The organism is Terriglobia bacterium (assembly GCA_020072815.1).
Lineage (GTDB): Bacteria > Acidobacteriota > Terriglobia > Terriglobales > Acidobacteriaceae > Angelobacter.
The window spans coordinates 69,053-85,882 of sequence record JAIQGE010000001.1; the positions used below are offsets into that span (position 1 = coordinate 69,053).

General features: G+C 59.1%; 8 protein-coding genes. 2 read left to right on the plus strand and 6 right to left on the minus strand.

Annotated elements, in window-relative coordinates; translation table 11 throughout:
* The first annotated feature begins 149 nt into the window (after positions 1–149).
* On the plus strand, positions 150–2,372 hold the full coding sequence (locus LAO20_00300) for a molybdopterin-dependent oxidoreductase (GenBank protein MBZ5529843.1): 2,223 nt from the start codon (positions 150–152) through the stop codon (positions 2,370–2,372).
* A gap of 72 nt (positions 2,373–2,444) precedes the next feature.
* On the opposite strand, the gene LAO20_00305 is transcribed toward LAO20_00300, so the two are convergent.
* Complete coding sequence (locus LAO20_00305; GenBank protein ID MBZ5529844.1) at positions 2,445–6,014, minus strand: lamin tail domain-containing protein; 3,570 nt, start codon at positions 6,012–6,014, stop codon at positions 2,445–2,447.
* Positions 6,015–6,241: 227 nt separating this feature from the next.
* The gene (locus LAO20_00310) at positions 6,242–8,335 is read right to left on the minus strand and encodes an immune inhibitor A (protein MBZ5529845.1); all 2,094 of its coding nucleotides are present in this window, start codon (positions 8,333–8,335) and stop codon (positions 6,242–6,244) included.
* A 1,629-nt stretch (positions 8,336–9,964) separates the two neighbouring features.
* On the opposite strand from LAO20_00310, the gene LAO20_00315 reads away from it, so the two are divergent.
* Complete coding sequence (locus LAO20_00315) at positions 9,965–10,915, plus strand: hypothetical protein (protein MBZ5529846.1); 951 nt, start codon at positions 9,965–9,967, stop codon at positions 10,913–10,915.
* On the opposite strand, the gene LAO20_00320 is transcribed toward LAO20_00315, so the two are convergent.
* From LAO20_00320 to LAO20_00335, 4 genes are read right to left on the minus strand one after another with little or no spacing between them, the layout of a single operon-like run.
* Positions 10,912–12,579, minus strand: coding sequence for a DUF4157 domain-containing protein (locus LAO20_00320; protein MBZ5529847.1), 1,668 nt, complete (start codon positions 12,577–12,579; stop codon positions 10,912–10,914). The two genes, LAO20_00315 and LAO20_00320, sit on opposite strands and share 4 nt — an antisense overlap.
* A gap of 21 nt (positions 12,580–12,600) precedes the next feature.
* Positions 12,601–13,776, minus strand: coding sequence for a hypothetical protein (locus tag LAO20_00325; GenBank protein ID MBZ5529848.1), 1,176 nt, complete (start codon positions 13,774–13,776; stop codon positions 12,601–12,603).
* Between the two features lie 18 nt (positions 13,777–13,794).
* Positions 13,795–14,571 carry a hypothetical protein gene (locus LAO20_00330; GenBank protein MBZ5529849.1) on the minus strand — a complete coding sequence of 259 codons (777 nt, stop codon included), beginning with the start codon at positions 14,569–14,571 and terminating at the stop codon, positions 13,795–13,797.
* Between the two features lie 27 nt (positions 14,572–14,598).
* Positions 14,599–16,830 carry an SMP-30/gluconolactonase/LRE family protein gene (locus LAO20_00335; GenBank protein MBZ5529850.1) on the minus strand — a complete coding sequence of 744 codons (2,232 nt, stop codon included), beginning with the start codon at positions 16,828–16,830 and terminating at the stop codon, positions 14,599–14,601.

The window sequence follows — 16,830 nt, forward strand, 5'->3', positions numbered from 1 at the left end:
AGGCAGAACACCGGCATCAGGCAGGATTGTTTGGCTGTTTACTTTGGATACGCAAAGGCTTTAATCTTCCATCAGAAGCAGTCTTATTACGATATTGTGCCCCCTTCGGACCGGAAAGCCTCAGCGCTGCATCCTTTTAGAGGATCCAAATGAACCAACACGCCCGAGAGACCGTTGCCCATAGAATCTGCCCTTTTTGCGAAGCCTGCTGTGGCCTGGAATTGACGCTGGCCGGCGGAAAGATCACGGGAATCCGCGGTCACGCCGCTGACGTTTTCAGCTGCGGCTACATCTGCCCCAAGGGCGTGGCCATCAAAGATCTGCACGAAGACCCTGACCGCTTGCGCTCGCCGCTCATCAAGCGCGACGGCCAGTTTGTGGAAGCAACCTGGGACGAAGCGTTTGCGGAAATCGAGCGCCGTCTGCCGCCGGTCATCGCCGCACACGGCAAAGATGCCGTGGGCATCACGCTGGGCAATCCCGTGGCCCACAAGATTGGCTTGTTGCTATACGCCTCGCGGCTGGCCCGCGCATTGGGGACCGTCAACGTATTTACCGCTTCCACTCTGGACCAGATGCCCAAACAGCTTTCCTGCGGGCTCATGTTTGGCGACTGGCTGTCGGTCCCCGTTCCCGACATCGAGCGCACGGAATTCCTGCTGGTGCTGGGCGCCAACCCCATGGTCTCCAACGGAAGCTTGTGGACGGTGCCGAATTTCCGCGGCAAAGCCAAAGCATTGAAAGCGCGCGGCGGCCAGATGGTAGTGGTGGACCCGCGGCGCACGGACACGGCCAAAATCGCCGACCAACATCTGTTCATCCGCCCCGGCGGCGATGTTTTCTTCCTGCTCGGCCTGACGCACACTTTGTTCGCAGAGAAGCTGGTGCGGCTGGGGCGCATGGCCCAGCACGTCGCCGGCGTAGAAGCGGTGAAAACTGCAGTCGCTGATCTTTCTCCGGAGCGCGTTGCCGACCGCTGCGGAATCCCTGCCGCAGCCATTCGTGAACTCGCCCGCCGGCTGGCCAAGGCCAAGCGCGCCGCCGTCTATGGCCGCATTGGGACCTGCACACAGGAATTCGGCACGCTTTCCAGTTGGCTAGTGGACGTGCTCAATATTTTGACCGGACATTTTGATGAACCGGGCGGCGCCATGTTTCCGCGTGCGGCAGCGTTTGCCGCCAACACCATGGGCAAGCCGGGTACCGGCCGCGGCGTAGTCACCGGACGGCGCAAGAGCCGCGTCTCCGGCGCGCCGGAAGTTTTCGGCGAATTCCCCATGAGTTGCCTGGCCGAAGAAATTGATACACCCGGCGAAGGCCGGTTGCGGGCCATGATTACCGTAGGCAGCAACCCCGTGCTGTCATCGCCCAACGGCGCGCGACTGGCGGCGGCGCTGGAGCAACTCGACTTCATGGTCAGCCTGGACGTCTATGTGAATGAAACCACGCGCCACGCGGACATTATCCTTCCCGGGCCTTCCCCGCTGGAAGACATGCACTATGACGTAGCTTTCACCCAGCTTGCCTGCCGCAACACCGTTCGCTACAGCGCGCCGGTGCTGCCGCGCCCCCAGGGCCAGCCTGACGAGTGGGAAATTTTGTTGCACTTGACCGGCATCGTCAAGGGCCGGGGCGCAGGAGTTGACATCGCTCAACTGGACGACGAACTGGCCGCTGAGGATGTCCGCCGCATGGCTGGACCGCTGGCGGCTGTCGTGCTGAAAACGGTGGCCCATCGCAGCGGGCCGGAGCGCTTGCTGGATCTTGCGCTGCGAGGCGGGCCTTATGGCGATCAGTATGGTCTGAAATCAAACGGTCTGAACCTGGACCAGGTGAAAGCCGCCAAAGGAGGCATTGATCTGGGTCCGCTTTCGCCGCGGGTGCCGGAAGTCCTGCGCACGCCTTCCGGAAAAATTGAACTGGCGCCGCCCATGCTGCTGCAAGACCTGAAGCGCGCGGCCGCCGATCTTGAGAAGCCGGCGCCGGAATTGGTGATTATCGGCCGGCGGCAATTGCATTCCAACAATAGCTGGATGCACAACCTGCCCGTCCTGGCCAAAAGCAGCCGCTGCACCGCCATGGTCAATCCCGCGGACGCCGCCCGCTTTGGCCTGCACGACGGCGGCAAGGCGCGCATCACCCGTGGCAACAGCTCGGTGGAAGCTGAAGTACAAATCAGTGATGACATGATGCCCGGCGTTGTGAGCTTGCCGCATGGCTGGGGCCACGATTTGGCGGGAGCCAAGATGACAGTTGCTGCGTCACAGCCCGGCACAAACCTGAACGCCCTGTTGGATGAAAACCTGCGCGATCCGCTCTCCGGCGACTCCGTCCTGAGCGGTGTGGCGATTCAGATTGCGCCCGTAGCGTAGAACGCAACAAAAGTGAACCCGCTTCCGGCTTTCATCCGGAAGCAGGACCAATTTCTGCTAAATGCTCACGGTCTAACGCAATTGCACTACGGCACTCTTGACCGTACCGTCATCCAGAGGCAGCAGGAAGGCATAGCATCCCGTCGCCAGGCCGGTGGTCTTCCAGTTGAACTGGAACCTGTCGTTGTTCTCCAACAAACCCGTACCGGTAAAGTTGGCGTCAACGGCCAGCCCTTGCTGGCCTGCAACGCAGGAGGGATCCGGCGCAACCTGGATGGTCCCTACCGAAGATGGGGTCACGATGAACGCTCCTTGCGCGTTCTGCAGCCGCCATTTGACGGGGATTGTCGAACCAACGTTGAAGGTCTTGCCATCCGGCCCATCCGGCGAGAGGGCCGTCAGGAAACCGGAGAAGACATACAGCACGTCGTACGTGGCACTCACCGCCGGGGCATGGTTGCCGGCATTGTCCACGGCGCCGCTGCATGTAGCGGTGAAGTGGCCCACACCATTCGGCGTTCCGCCGGTGGTGGACAGAGCCGCCGGAATGGCAACGCCGGAAGCTGAGTCCGTTGTCGAACAACTGGCGGCGGGGACGGCGCCCAGCGTGTAGGTTGCTCCGCTGCTCACGCCCAGCACCGAGACGAATGGCGCCGTAGTATCAACCACGGTGACCGTGAAGCTGCCGGTGGCTGTCTTGTGCCGGCTGTTAGTGGCCGAACAAGTCACGGTCGTGGCGCCGAAGGCAAACAAAGAACCCGAAGCAGGCGTGCAGAGAGCGTCCGTGATGGGATCGCGAGCGTCGCTGGCTGTGGCGGTGAAGGTCACAATTGCTCCGGCCGCGCTGGTTGCTTCCGTTGTGATGTCCGCGGGCAAGTGCAGGACCGGCGGTGTGGGCTCAGGCAGCGTGAAGTAGGCCACCGGCATATCGTGGTCGGAGATGCGCTCCGGCCGGTTAGGGTCATTGCGGAAGACTTCAGGGAAGTCCGCGTCATTTCTGGCAATCGCGAAGCGGCTGAGCTTGGCCAGCATACCCTGGCTCACGACAACGTGGTCCAACACCTGATGGCTGCCGTTGAAGTCATAGGAGTATTGCTGGTCGTGCGGCAAGGTCGTGACCAGATCGGTGAAATCGGGATCCACCAGGTCAGGGCTGGCAAGGACAATCTGGTCTGCGGGCGCCGGATGGCCGAGAATCGTCCCCAGGACATCCACATAACCATCACTGAACTCGAAGGAGTTGCAATCGCAGACGGAGATGACGTTCTCGCCCGCTGCCTGGTGCGATTGCAGCAGATTGGCCAGGAACTCAGCTTGCGCAGCCCGTTTGGCGCGAACGCGAGCGCCGTCCACTGGATCGTCAATGCTCAGGAGGGAGCGCAGATGGTTTACCACCATGGTAAACGGCAGCGACGTATCAGAACCGGGCTGTGATGCCGTGGCCGTAAGCACCAGCGGCGGACGATCATTCAGCAGCGCTGCCGTGCCGTCCGGCTGAATGAATGTTGTGTCTTTGCCCACCTGCTCCACCGAAATTACGTTGATGGTGCTCTTGACCAGAAGCCCTACGTCTATTCCGCCCACGTCATTGCCCTCAACCAGGAACGCCTGGTAATTGGGGTCGGGCTGGCCTGCGGCAACAGCATCGCTGCTGATCTTGGCAGCCAGGGCCTGCAGAGTGGTGAGATGTTCCATTTCTTCCACGCCGATAATGTCCGGCGTGTTGAGGACATTGCGGACCGCCAGCGAAGCCTTGTTCAGACGATTGGCGAAGGCCGTGGCGGTGAGCGCCACGTCACTGGTGCCCGGATCGTCCACGGTGTCATAGAAGCGCTCCAGGTTGAAGTTCGCGATGGTGAGTTCGTTACCGGCTGCAACCGGGACCGGTGTGGCGCTCACGTTGCCGCTGGCTATCGCGCCCGAGTCCGGATCAGTGAGGATGGTGTAGAAGCGCGAATTGAAATCCAGCGGCCCAGTCAGGCTGGTCACGGTTGCGCCGGTGGTCACATCGAGCTTGGTGGAACCGCTCTGCACAGCGGTATTCACGCGCAGGATTTCAGGATTGGAATCCCATCTGGGCACGTTGGCGGGAGAGCCGGGCGGCAGCGGGTCAGGCAATTGCACTCCCGGCTCACGGAACGGCTGGGCGATACCGGCGATCACGCCAAAGAATACACCGTTGGAGGTTGAAGTGGCATTGGCCTCGCTGAGGTTGCCGTCGGTTGGGCCGGTTACCGTCATCACGTCAACGTGGACGCGCATGCCCTCGTATTTTTCCAACTGGTCTATAGGCCCGGCGGGGTCCGTGTCGGCGGCGGTGAGTGTCACGGGCGTGGGCAGCGGGTTGCCGGAGCTGATGAGCGCAATTGCCGGCGAACCGCTGATTTCCGTGGAAGGCGGGCTGTTGGGATCGCTGCTGGGAATGAACTCATTCACCGTTCCCGTCACCTGCACCAGATTGCCGACTGTCGCTACGGCAGTGGGCCGGCTGGAAGTAAAGACAAACACGCCTTCCGAAGTGTTGGGATCAGAGTCCACGGCGCTGTCAGGGTTCTGGATGAAGAAACCGTTCGAGACCACAGCAGTCACAATTCCGGTGGTGGATACCAAGCGGCCGACGAACGGTGAGGTGTCTCCTGGCCCCTGAATGTCATGAATCGAGAGATTCAGCGGCGCGGCGGTAACCGTAAGCGAGATGGTGGCTGAACCGCTGCGGCCCTGCGCGTCAGAGATCGAGATCGGCAGCGTCTTGCTTCCGGGAGTGGTGTTGACCGTGATGACGGTGGAGAAGGAGAACGTATTGTTGCCCGCAGTCACGTCGCCGTTGGTGCCGTCGTCAAAGAAGGGCTCGGTCGTTGAGCCTCCGATGCTGCTCAAGTCTCCCGTTACGACAATTCCAGTGCTGGTGGGATTGGCGCCTGGAGTCACCAGAACTGTTAATAAGGTCGTGCCGCCCTGAATGACTGAGGCGGGGCTTGCCGTTCCAGCGCCGCTCGGATTCGTAGTGCCTACCGGAGTGTTGCGGGGGTTGGGCGTGCCGGTGGCAAAATCTGCGCTGTTGTTGTCAGTATCTTGCAGACCATTGTTTTTGCGAAGGTCGGCCGTGGTATTGGTCAGCGTGGGCGCCGCAGCCGTGCCTTCAAAACAACTCGCGCCGCCGGAGCCGGTGCCGTAGCCGACAAAGTCTATGATCGCGCCACCCACGGGGCAGCTGCCGGTCAATGCCACGGTGCTGCTGACCAAAGCGACCTTGCCCGCAGTCGCGCTCATGGCGATGTTGCCGGTGGCGTTAGGTGTGGGCAGAGGCGTGGTGCCGCCGGCGCCTTGCGATTCCTGGATCAGGAAATATTGTCCCGGAGCGATGCTTCCGTTGAGCGCGGTGACTTGCCACGTGGTCCCCGCAGCCGCGGCGTATTGCACCGACCAGCCACTCAGGTTCACCGGAGCAGAACCGGCATTGAATATCTCAATGAAATCGTTCTTGAACGTGGAACCGGCGTTACCACCTCCGCCATACACCTGGCTGATCACCACTCCGCTGGAGCTGGCATGGACTGCGGCCGGTGGAACCAGGAGAAGGAAAACAAAGGTGAGAGCGATTGCAGCAAGGATGGTGCGAGTTACAGCGCTTTTGAAGTTCATAGACGAGTTGGAGTATCTACGCGGGACATCAACTCAATCAAATGAAATTCTGGTTAAGCAGAAGAATCTATTTTAACGTTCCCGTTTTGGGAACGGCGGCGTGGCGGCCTAAACACTTAAGAGCTGGCGGGAGGACAGTTCCCTCGGCACTCATATCTTTCTCGCTTTGTCCGAAAAAAAATCCGGGGCCATCGCGGCCCCGGACAGTTTCAAAAAAAGCTCTTCCGTTATTGGACGTTCAAAGCCACGTCGTCAATCACGAACGAGGTTTGCAGGCTGGAATCCTCAACGCCGCGGAAGCGTATCTGGATGGTCTGGCCCTTGAAGGCGATCACGTTAAAGGAGCGCTGCGTATAGCCGGCGGCCTTGTTCAGGTTGGAGAAAGTGCCTAGCGTTTGCAGCAGGGTTCCGCCGGTATTGAGGACCTGTATGGACAGGACGTCAAATGCGGTGGTAGTTGTGGTTTCAGCCGTGTCAATGTGCAGCCAGAAGGTCAGCGTGGCCGTGGTTGCAGTTGACGGAATGGTGACCGTCTGAGTAGCTGTGTCAGTATGCGAGGTGCCGTAGCCATCCAGCCAGGCGTCCTTGACTCCGCTATGCGGTGGCTCCGAGGAGGACGTGTTGAGCACGCCGGCCGTCAGAGTCCACGGAGCGGCTGTAGCAGCCTCAAAGCCGCCATTGACGATGAGGTTCGTTGTACCTCCCGAGGGATTCACGGTCAGGCTGATGGTGGTGGTGTGGGTGAGGGTCCCGGACGTGCCGGTGATCGTGATCGTGCTGGTGCCGGTGGTTGCAGACGCGCTAGCGGTAAAGGTTAGCACGCTGGTGGAGGTGGTCGGATTGGTTCCGAACGTTGCCGTTACGCCGCTAGGCAGGGCCGAGTTGGAAAGCGTGACCGATCCCGTGAAGCCGCCCGAGGGCGTCACGGTGATGGTGCTGTTTCCGCTGGTGCCCTGGGTAACGCTCAAACTGGCCGGCGAAGCCGACAGCGTGAAGTTCGGAGCCGCTGGGGCGCTGATCGTCAGGCTGACTGAGGTGGTGTGCGTCAGCGTGCCGTTCACGCCGGTGATGGTGATCGTGCTGGTGCCGGTCGTCGCCGTGCTGCTGGCGGTAAAGGTCAGTACGCTGCTGCCGGTGGTCGGGTTGGTGCCGAACGTGGCAGTCACGCCGCTAGGCAGCGCCGAGTTGGAGAGCGTCACCGCGCCGGTGAATCCGCCGGAAGGCGTCACGGTGATGGTGCTGCTTCCGCTGGTGCCCTGGGTAACGTTCAAGCTGGCCGGTGAAGCCGACAGCGTGAAGTTTGGCGTGCTTTGCGCCGGGAAATTGACGCAGTTATTTGCAGAATTGGAGAACTCCAGCTGGATGGTGTACGTGGTGCCGTTGGCGACGTACGAACCTTGCTGGCCGTTGCAGATGTCACCAATTTCGCCGTTGGTCTGGTCATACCAGGCCAGGGGTGGAGCGAAGGTGGTGGCAATGCCCACAAACGCATCGGTCATGGCTTCGACCAACTCATGGCTGGTCACCGAGGTGTAGTTGCCGAACGTGGTCGACGTGCCGCAGCCCGTAGCGCAGCCGCTGCCGGCCTGCATGTCCGGCAGTACGCCGTACAGAACGTTCTTGCCGCTAAACAAAGTCGACGTGGTACCGTGATAGGCGCAGAAACCGCCGGCCACGCAGCTTGAAGATCCGCCCTGCGAGATCGTCTTCCCCGGGGGGAAGTAGATCATATAGATGGTGTTCGGGTTGCCTGTAGCGTCAATAACCGGCGCGGGCAGGTGACCTGCGGTGATCTGGGCCAGAAGCTCTGACTGGATCTGCGCGTCGGTGATGGTGGAGCCGTTGTTGCCAGCTGAGGGAACAATCTGGAACAGCCCGGCGAACGTGCCGTTGCCAAACACCTGGCCGGTACCGCCCGAGATGTTGGTGTTGTACTGTTGCAGTAAAGTGATCAATCCGGTGGTGGTGATATCAGCAAAGAAATTGCCCATGGTGGGTGAGGAGGTTCCGGCAACTTGCGCGTTGTAAGAGCCGCTTCCGTACAACACCTGCACCACCTGGACGTTGGAAATGATCGGTCCGCCAAAGTACGTGAGGTGTGCGCCGGCCGGGGCCGCGAAAGCTACGAACGCGTTGGGATCGCGCCACGGAACGCCGTGATGGAAAGTCTGCACAGTTTGCACAGGCAGAACGTGGACCGGATCTCCTGCGGTCGGTTGCTCTTGCAAATTGGGCTGTGAAACCTGCGCCAGGATGGGCAGGGCTGCGAAAATCAGAAAAAGAAACAGTAACAACGCTGGACGTCGGGACAATCGGGACATTCTTTGCTCCTTGATGTTCAATTGAACGTTTTTTCTTTCCGACTTGGCGAAATCCTTGAGGCCCCCAAAAAGGGCTTCGGATGATCTGAATCTGCCCCATGGCGGGCAACGCTGATCAGCAGGCAGTTAAAACACACTTCGCCCCACACCTGCTAACGTGTCCGATGCAACATGAAGAATCTCAGATCTTTTCCTCTTGGATTGAACTTCCGCCGGAAGGGTCGAGCCCCCACGAACTATTGGTGGTCGCAAATGGTACCAAGAAACCGATGCGTACGTAATAGATTTTTGGGACAGGGACCAGGGTGTGTACCAAAACGGGAATTTGCTGGGAATGATCCCTATTGGCGCATTGAAGGGTGCTGTTTGCGTGAAAAGATGAGGCAACTAACGAAATTCTCCTGATAATTCACAAGGCATCGCACACCGGCGGTTGGCGGCGCTGGACAAGCCTTAGCTGAATTTGCAGTTTTTGGTTTGGTGAGCGCGGAAGGAATCGAACCTTCGACCTACTGATTAAGAGTCAGTATCGAAGAGAAGCTGAAACTCCTATTATCGAGCGTACATATCAACAACTTACGTTAACCCAAGCCCGCACGGAAGCACTTGAAGGAAGTGTCGCAAAAGCTCGATTTGGCGCATATCGGTTAAAAGCGTACGGCACACCTACGGCACACCACACAGGCTGCTTGTGGGCTCGAATGATTTCGGTGTCTTGGGTGACATGAGACTATTACCTGATCTCTTTGGTTCTTCTCTCTAAATCCTGGTCTTATCGAAAACTAGATTCAGTCGATCTTCCAATACATCAATGCACGCGGTGGGGAATTGCCTTTGCGGCAGGCTTTCCAAAAATGCTTCCATTGCCTTTGTCTTACCCAACGTGGCGATGATTCTTGATCGATCCGCCACTGCGGTGTGGCACTCTATCCCTCGTGCCAGTAGCAGCGGACCCCGCTTCAAATTGTAAATTGCGATCGACGCCGCACCTCTCGGGGACTTGTCCCTCACGGTACACCCCGCCGCCTCCCCTACGAAGACAAGCTCAAATCGCAAGTGGTCCAGAAAACCATCGAGGTAGGGATTGAGTAAGAGTGGCAGTTCCAGATTCAAGTCATCTTCCGGGCGGCGAGCTCTTGTTCGCCCCTTAGATGTTCCTGCTGGCCTGCGTCTACCCAGGGTAAAAGCTTCCCGAAGTGCCGCAACAGGAGCGCAATCAAAAGACCGCCTTACAAACGGTGGGACAAAGTGCGCCTGCCCGTCTCACATCTGTTAAATCCATGAAAATAAAGGCTTGCTTCAAGAAAGCAGCTCGCTTCGCGGACAAAATCTGTGACTGCTTCCTGTTCGGCAGCGAAAAGCAGAAAAGTTTTTCGGTGAAGAGATGAAGAAAATCTCGAGTGTCTGTAACGTCGCCGCTTTCTCGCGCACTATAACTACGGCATAATCATTGGCTGTTCAGTTGTTCCCGAAAGAAAGCTCCCCATCAGAAGAGGGCCGGGTGACACCGGCTTCATGTTGGATGCATTCCCAGGAACATCACATGGGCTTTTCTTACTGACGTCTATTTTTTGGTCCACGGAATAACTCCGTTCTGGCATTCCAGCAAACGGAGAGAGGGCATGCCCCATGTTGACGGTAAGATTGTTCGGAACGCTGCAAGTGGAGCAGGACGAGCAAGCGCTGGAGAGCCTGCGCACCGGCAAGGTCCAGGAGCTCTTCTGCTATCTGCTCATGCACCGGGAGCACGTGCATGCTCGAGAGGTGCTGGCCGGCAAGCTTTGGCCGGAGTGCACCACGGCCCACTCCAGAAAACATCTGCGGCAGACGCTCTGGCGGCTGCAATCGGCGTTGCGCTCCGGTTTAAACGTCCACGACCCAATCCTGACCGTCAGTCCCGGATCGGTCCAATTGAACGGAGCCGACGCCATCTGGTCTGATGTATTTATCTTCGAATCGGCGTTCATACGGGCCAAGGCGCTGGCGGCAAGACCCATGGATTCCGATGATGCCAATGTCCTGCGGGAGGCGGTACAGCTCTATCGGGGAGACCTGCTGGAAGGCTGGTATCACGACTGGTGTCTGTTCGAGCGCGAGCGCCTGCAAAACTGCTACTTGCTCATGCTCAACCAGCTTCTCGCCTACTGCTGCAAACACGGCCAATACCAGCATGGATTGGAATATGGCGAGCGCGTCCTCCGTCTGGACCGCGCGCATGAGGTCACGCACCAGCAGTTGATGCAGTTACATTATCAGTGTGGAAACCGCATGGCCGCTCTGCGGCAGTTTGAACGCTGTGCCGCGGCGCTTAAAGAAGAACTCGACGTGCTTCCATCACAAACAACACTGCGATTCTACGAACAGATACAGCATGACTGCAGCGGGCGTCCTCCCACACCCGGCCTCTCCCTTCCGGCTGACTCGCGACCCAGTGGTGTCTTACGCTGCCTGGAAACCCTTCTTGGCATTATCAGCAAGGTTGAAGACCAGATTACGAGCATCGAATCCGAGATCCTGAAACAGATGCAGGCGCTGAAAGCGGAGTCGACGGACGGTTCAAGCGCCCGGCGCGAAGGTTAAAACACGAACCCGACCCCGACCAGCGCCTGGTGAATGCGCTGATCCTCGGCCATGGGACGCAACACGTTATAGAGTACCTCCAGCTGAGTCCGGCCGAAATCATATTTCAAACCCGCGCCAAACTCGGCTCCTTGCCTCATCTCGCGGCCAGTGAGGTCCCAATTGTAGCCTCCGCTTAACTGGCCGTACAGCCCGCGCAACAGACGAAAGTGCAATGCTCCGCTGAGACCGGCGCGCACGAAGGCCTCGCGATCATTGAAAGGAATATCCAGACGTGCGCCGAGGGACAGCGCGCCGCCGGCCCACTGCATCACCGCGTTATACCCGATCGATCCTACGGCACGAGCTCCCGTTGGGGTGAATTCAGCTCCTAAACTAAGTTGCGGGCCATGTCCGAATTGGGGTTTTCCGTAAGCGAGAAGACCGGACAAACCGGTAAAAAATCCCACCGGAGGCGCGGTTCGACGCTCATAGCTGACCTTGACCGTGACAGGCCGCTTATATCCCGTTAAAAAATCAGCCAACTCATTAAAATTCGTCCCGATGTCGATGCACCCGGAGCTTCCTGCCAGCCACCCGCCATGAAGAAAGAAGCCGCTGCGAGAATTGGCATGACCGCAGGGGCCTTCCTTCAAAGGCCCAACAGGCTGCAGGGCAACTCGTCCACTTCCCCAGTCGCCGGCATGAATGGGTTGTCCCTGTACGGTCGTCTGTTTTTTCCCAAAGACGCCTGCCACAATCAGCCCAAACTCTTCGCCCAGGGAGAACCGCTGAATGGCAGGCGGATCAAAACGGTAGGTGCCTTCGGGAATGGGACCATTGTCGGTAATGCCTACGAAGCGCGGATCATTCAGGTAGCTGTCCGTCACCACATCGCCGCCGCACTCCGCTGCATCCTTTGCCGTAAGGCGGATGGGCCTTCCCGACTGCGCGGAATAGCGGAAAATTTCTTTGCCGTCGCCGGTGACGACCAGATCTTCTCCGTTGAAATGCATGCTGATGTTTTTGTAGTCATTGGCATGGGCGCCTGGCTTATCGCGCTTGGGATTTGCATCTTTACCCTGGGGTAGCGTCTTCGTCCCCAGCGACTTCGGTTCTCTCTGGATTACAGGGGGAGAACTCCGGCGTTCTCCATATGAGCCGGTCTGCTGGACAACGTGAGCAAGCTCATGGGCCAGTAACCGCTTCCCCTGCAGGGTGTGCGGCGAAAACTCATCAGGACCAAACGCGACGTCACGGTTCACCGTAAAAGCTCGCGCTTCCAGCCGATCGGCAAGCCGGGCCGCGCGGTCGTCAGTATGCACACGGACCGAGCCGAAATCAGCGCCGAACCGAGATTCAAACTCCTCTCTGACGTCAACCGGCAGCTGGTTGCCGGCGTGAGAGCGACCGCCGGACGGACGGTCTGGAGTTGGGACAGATGCGGCCCCAATCCTGTTTGCTGCCTGCTCAGCTTCCAGCTCGTTTGCGTCGCCAGAATGGCCGAGAGACAAGCCGTCCATTGAGGTCCCGAAGAGCTGGCTTACAGCATGGTTCCCGGCCGTTCTCTGCAAGCAGAAAACATCCGCTGGCTGTGTTTCGACCTTGTTCCGGGCGGCACTTGTGGACGCGGTGCTGCTCGCATCCCTGTGCCGCCTCGTGAGAACTGGCTTGCTACGCTGCATCCCGTCAATATCTCGCTAGCTTCAGCCCCTGTCTCCCGAGCTGCCCGATCCCTCTTTGGATGTCTTCTTCCGCGCAGCAGAGCCGTGCTTCTCGTCAGCGGCCGTCTTCACCGCATCGGGCAAGGTCTTTTTCGCGACGGGGGTTTTCGCCACGGGAGCGGGCGACACCTTGGCAACGTCGATCTTGAGCGTCAACGGCGCCGTCGAAGTTCCATCCATGTTCACGGCTTTGATGGCCGCACTGCCCGGCACTTGCAACAACGCGACATCCGCCGTGACTTTAAGGGTCTGGGCGTCTACCAGTTCCGTCTTGTTGACCACCAGATTGCTGTCTCCGAGCGCTTTGATGCCGCACAGGAAGTTGTGTCCGGTAATATTGAGCACCGCACCCTTGGTGCCAGCTGTCAAGGTTTGGGGATCGACTTTCTGGATGTCAAATTTCTCATTGCTGCAATGCCACCAGAATGAGCTGAAAGAAATGACCAGTCTTCGACAATCGCAGTTGTCGATTTTGGTGATCGTTCCGTCCTGGTCGAAATCCACGCGCGCCAGCCCCACCCAAGGAGAAGCAGGACATGGCAGGCACGATGGAATAGGCCCCTTAAAGAGATCTTCGGTCGTCGGCGGGTTGTCCGTAGGGGTGGGACAGTCTGGCAGGACGCCGATTTCGTAGCAATCGCGCCATCTTGAATACTCGCACTGATTGTCATTACAGCCGCATCCCAAGGGCTGCACCCGGACCGGTCGGGTCATGGTTTCTTTGTATTTCAACGCAATATACAGCGTCCCTGCCTGGGTGGGAGGCAAAAAGACTTCACTGCACCAGGGATCGGCCGGCTGCACGCAGGGATCGCCGGTCATACCGGTGATTCCCTGGGTCCTCAGGTCCACTGTGCGCTCACAGTCGATGACGATCTCATCTCCGTAGGGTCCGAGCGCGTAACCGGGCTTGACGATGACCTGCCACGGCTCAAAGCCGTTGCTGCCGTCGGTCGCGGGAAGCGGACACACCAGCGCGCCGCAAACCACGCCCCAGCCATGGAGCAGGCGGTTGTGCCGCCTCATGCGGTCGCGGAAATAATCCTGGGCGAGTGTCAGGTCGTCCGGAGTGATGATCTGACGTGGAAAATAGCGAGGGCGCTCCGCGATGGTGCTCTCGCACGCGACGGCTGTACTGCAGCTGCAATCAGTTTTCATTTTTTCCTCTCACATACCCTACGGCTTCCCGCCACGGGACTGGGTTTGGTCCGTATTCATTCCTGCAATGATCAGCCCATACAAAAGATCGTTGGTATAGACCACAGGACGGACTGCGATGTCGATTCCGGACTGCTCGAGCTTGGCTCCCTGGTCCGGCAGTTTGATGTTCGCCAGCGGAATACAGCAGTGATCGCATAAGTTCGGACAAGGGCGGCTCACGTAATTGGCAAGGGCCGTGTAATTGATCCGGCCGCCGGTGAACAGGTCGGCGAACAAACTGCTGTTGTTCGGCACGTCCAGCTTGCCGTAGTGCCATTCGATCTCGTATTGCTCCTTGACCGCCCCAGAAGCGCATACCGGATTGCTGTCGCAGTCGCCGCCAAAGGCAGGGACCGGATCGCAATAGCATTCATGAAAGCACAGGGCCAGGTTCACCCAGTTTCCGTCGCAACACTTGTCAGAGCCGCCCGGCGTGGGCGCCGGCTGGGCCGGGGATGCGGGCGCGGCAGGCAGCGTGAACGGCCTGGATTCCTGCGTCACAATGATTTCCCGCCCGCATTTGTCAATGGCGACGCCAGGAGTTACCACGATGCTGTTCCCGTCATCACCCGGCTGCACATCAAGCCCGCAGACTACGCCATAGCCGGTGACCAGCCGGTTCAACAGCCAGCGCTTGGCATTCAAATAATTCTGCTCCATCTCAAAGTGAAAGACGTCGAGCAGCTTTCCATAGAAATACCGGTTGCGAACCGGTGTTTTCAGATCGCAATGTCCGGTTGTCGCAGTTGCCATGGTTCCTCCTTAATTTTTCGTGCGTCCTCAACCCACATGGAGTTGCATCCCCAGTCTGCTTTCGCCGATGTGCGGCGAAGGCGCACCGCCCAGCGCGGTCCCTTCTCCCAATTTCTCGGCCCCCAGGCCAAACGAAGGCCGCTCGCCCGCGACGACAGTGTCAATTCCAACCCGGCCCTGAAATCCAACGCGCATCTCCGGCCGGACCACGCAAAGCTGATACTGCGTATGCGCAGGCCGCTCCTGCTCCAGAACGGCTTTCAGCCGCGCCAGCCTCTCCGCACAGACAACGTCACTCTGGTAAACCAGAACGCTGAACTGGAAAGCCAGGTCAGAGAACAGCGGCGCGCCGAAATCCTCCGCCGGAATCAGATGCGACTGATCCAGCACCGCCGTGGTGCCGATGATAGCCCCCGATGCCTGGGCCGGAGCCAGCATGGTGCTCCATCCCAGGCGTGAATTTTCCGTGCCGTCCCAGGGCAGGTCTCCGCTCGATGCATGATCGCCGCAGGAAGCGCAGCAGGCCTCAGGATGGCTGGGCAAACTCCACCAGGCGGCGTGCTGGATAGGCTCTTCGATCACGGCATTCACGCCGGCCAGCGTCCACAGGCGTTCACGTAGGCCTCGCGCCGTGCCTCGCCGGGCATATGAAGCAAAGGCCCCTGCAATGACCTCCCGCTTCTTCGCCTCGCTCCAGTTTTCATCCAGCGCCTGCCCCAGCCACCCGGCCAGCCACGGCAGAAACTCCTTGCGGGCCGCGGTGGTATCAAACAAGGCCGGCAGCCCTGAAATTTCATCTTCAACCTCGCCAAGAAAGCTCTCAAACAGCCCCAGAAAGCGGACCAGGAAAGCTCCGCATCCGGCCTGCGCCCGATAAATCACCGGAAGATGGCGCTCATATCCTTCGCGATCAAAATCCACCCGCATTTGCCGGACAACCGGGCTGGCCGTGCCGTCACCGGAGAACTGCGCTCCAATCCAGAGATAGCGGGCCGGCTCCCCGCCTATAAAAATGTCCGTGATGTCGGTATAAAAATCGTGCCAAAGCGGACGCCATTTGGAATCAGAGAATGGATTTTCACTGCTCGCGTCCACTGTGGGCGCATCGGCCAGTTTGTCTGATGTGTAACACAACAGTTGCAGGTGAATATTAGGTAGGAAGTGCTCCAACTCCGAGCGCAACGTTGACCAGCGCACCTTGCTCGAAGAGACAACAACCGGATCGCTCCACAGAATGCCGTGTGTCCGATAGGCCTGCCCCAAAAACAGTTCCAGTGGAACACTGGCCCCGCCCGGGTGCACCCAAATGTCATTGTTGACGTCCGTGGCCAGAGCGGCAACGGGAAGCTCATAGCCTCGGGCCTCGCCCCGCAGCGCAAAATCTCCGCCCAACTGAAAGGCCAGGACCCGCTTCAGGCCATTGTCTCCTATATAAAGGATGCCCTCGCGGACAGCCATCCCCATGGGACCGGACAGCGAACCTGCGCCAATCGCTATGGGATTGCCCTGCTGGTCCTGCATCGCGAGAGCGTGGCCGTCACGGTCGAAGACAAAAATCTGCCGCGCCTTGCTGTCGGCAACCAGGACCCGTACCTGGCCCTCGTGCTCCCAGACTGCGACGTCGCATGGCTGCTGCAGGCAGCCGCTGGTCAGAACTGCATCGGAGAATGACGCGATAACGTCTCCCGCGGGATTGAACTGCTGTACGCGCTTGTTTCCGTAATCGAGCACATAGATATTGCCCAGGGAATCTTGTGCCATGGTCCATGGAGTATCAAACCGTCCAGGATCGGAGCTTGGGGCCGGCGTCGCGAAACCGGGCCCTCCCCAAATCTCCAGCAACTCTTGTGTATCGGGATCAAAAATCTGAATACGATGGTTCCCGCTGTCGGCGACAAAGAGCGCACGGCGCTGATTGGCAATCAGCAGGCCTCGCGGCGTGTTGAACTGGCCGGGGGCTGTTCCGGCGCGGCCCAGGCACGGCAGCGCGACTACCTCCCCATCGCACCCCTGACGGCGTTTTACCGTATGGCCCGATGGATCACTGAAATAAACCGTGCCGTCGCGGTCCACCGCGACCCCCGCGGGCCCGTTTGGAACAGGCAGGCCTTGAAGCCCCGTGAGACTATCACTCTCGATCGAAGGGACCGGACAGAGCTGCAAAGCGCCGTCGGCGCGGATTTCAAGGCCGTACAGATGAAAGCCGGGCCACCGGTTTTCCCGGTTTAGATAGACAAAATTATCATCGCTGGTCTGCAT

What these genes read in the sequence shown, in the direction of transcription:
- LAO20_00300 (MBZ5529843.1), top strand. Translation starts at nt 150, where the DNA reads ATGAACCAACACGCCCGAGAGACCGTTGCCCATAGAATCTGCCCTTTT.
- LAO20_00305 (MBZ5529844.1), bottom strand. Translation starts at nt 6,014, where the DNA reads ATGAACTTCAAAAGCGCTGTAACTCGCACCATCCTTGCTGCAATCGCT.
- LAO20_00310 (MBZ5529845.1), bottom strand. Translation starts at nt 8,335, where the DNA reads ATGTCCCGATTGTCCCGACGTCCAGCGTTGTTACTGTTTCTTTTTCTG.
- LAO20_00315 (MBZ5529846.1), top strand. Translation starts at nt 9,965, where the DNA reads ATGTTGACGGTAAGATTGTTCGGAACGCTGCAAGTGGAGCAGGACGAG.
- LAO20_00320 (MBZ5529847.1), bottom strand. Translation starts at nt 12,579, where the DNA reads ATGCAGCGTAGCAAGCCAGTTCTCACGAGGCGGCACAGGGATGCGAGC.
- LAO20_00325 (MBZ5529848.1), bottom strand. Translation starts at nt 13,776, where the DNA reads ATGAAAACTGATTGCAGCTGCAGTACAGCCGTCGCGTGCGAGAGCACC.
- LAO20_00330 (MBZ5529849.1), bottom strand. Translation starts at nt 14,571, where the DNA reads ATGGCAACTGCGACAACCGGACATTGCGATCTGAAAACACCGGTTCGC.
- LAO20_00335 (MBZ5529850.1), bottom strand. Translation starts at nt 16,830, where the DNA reads ATGCAGACCAGCGATGATAATTTTGTCTATCTAAACCGGGAAAACCGG.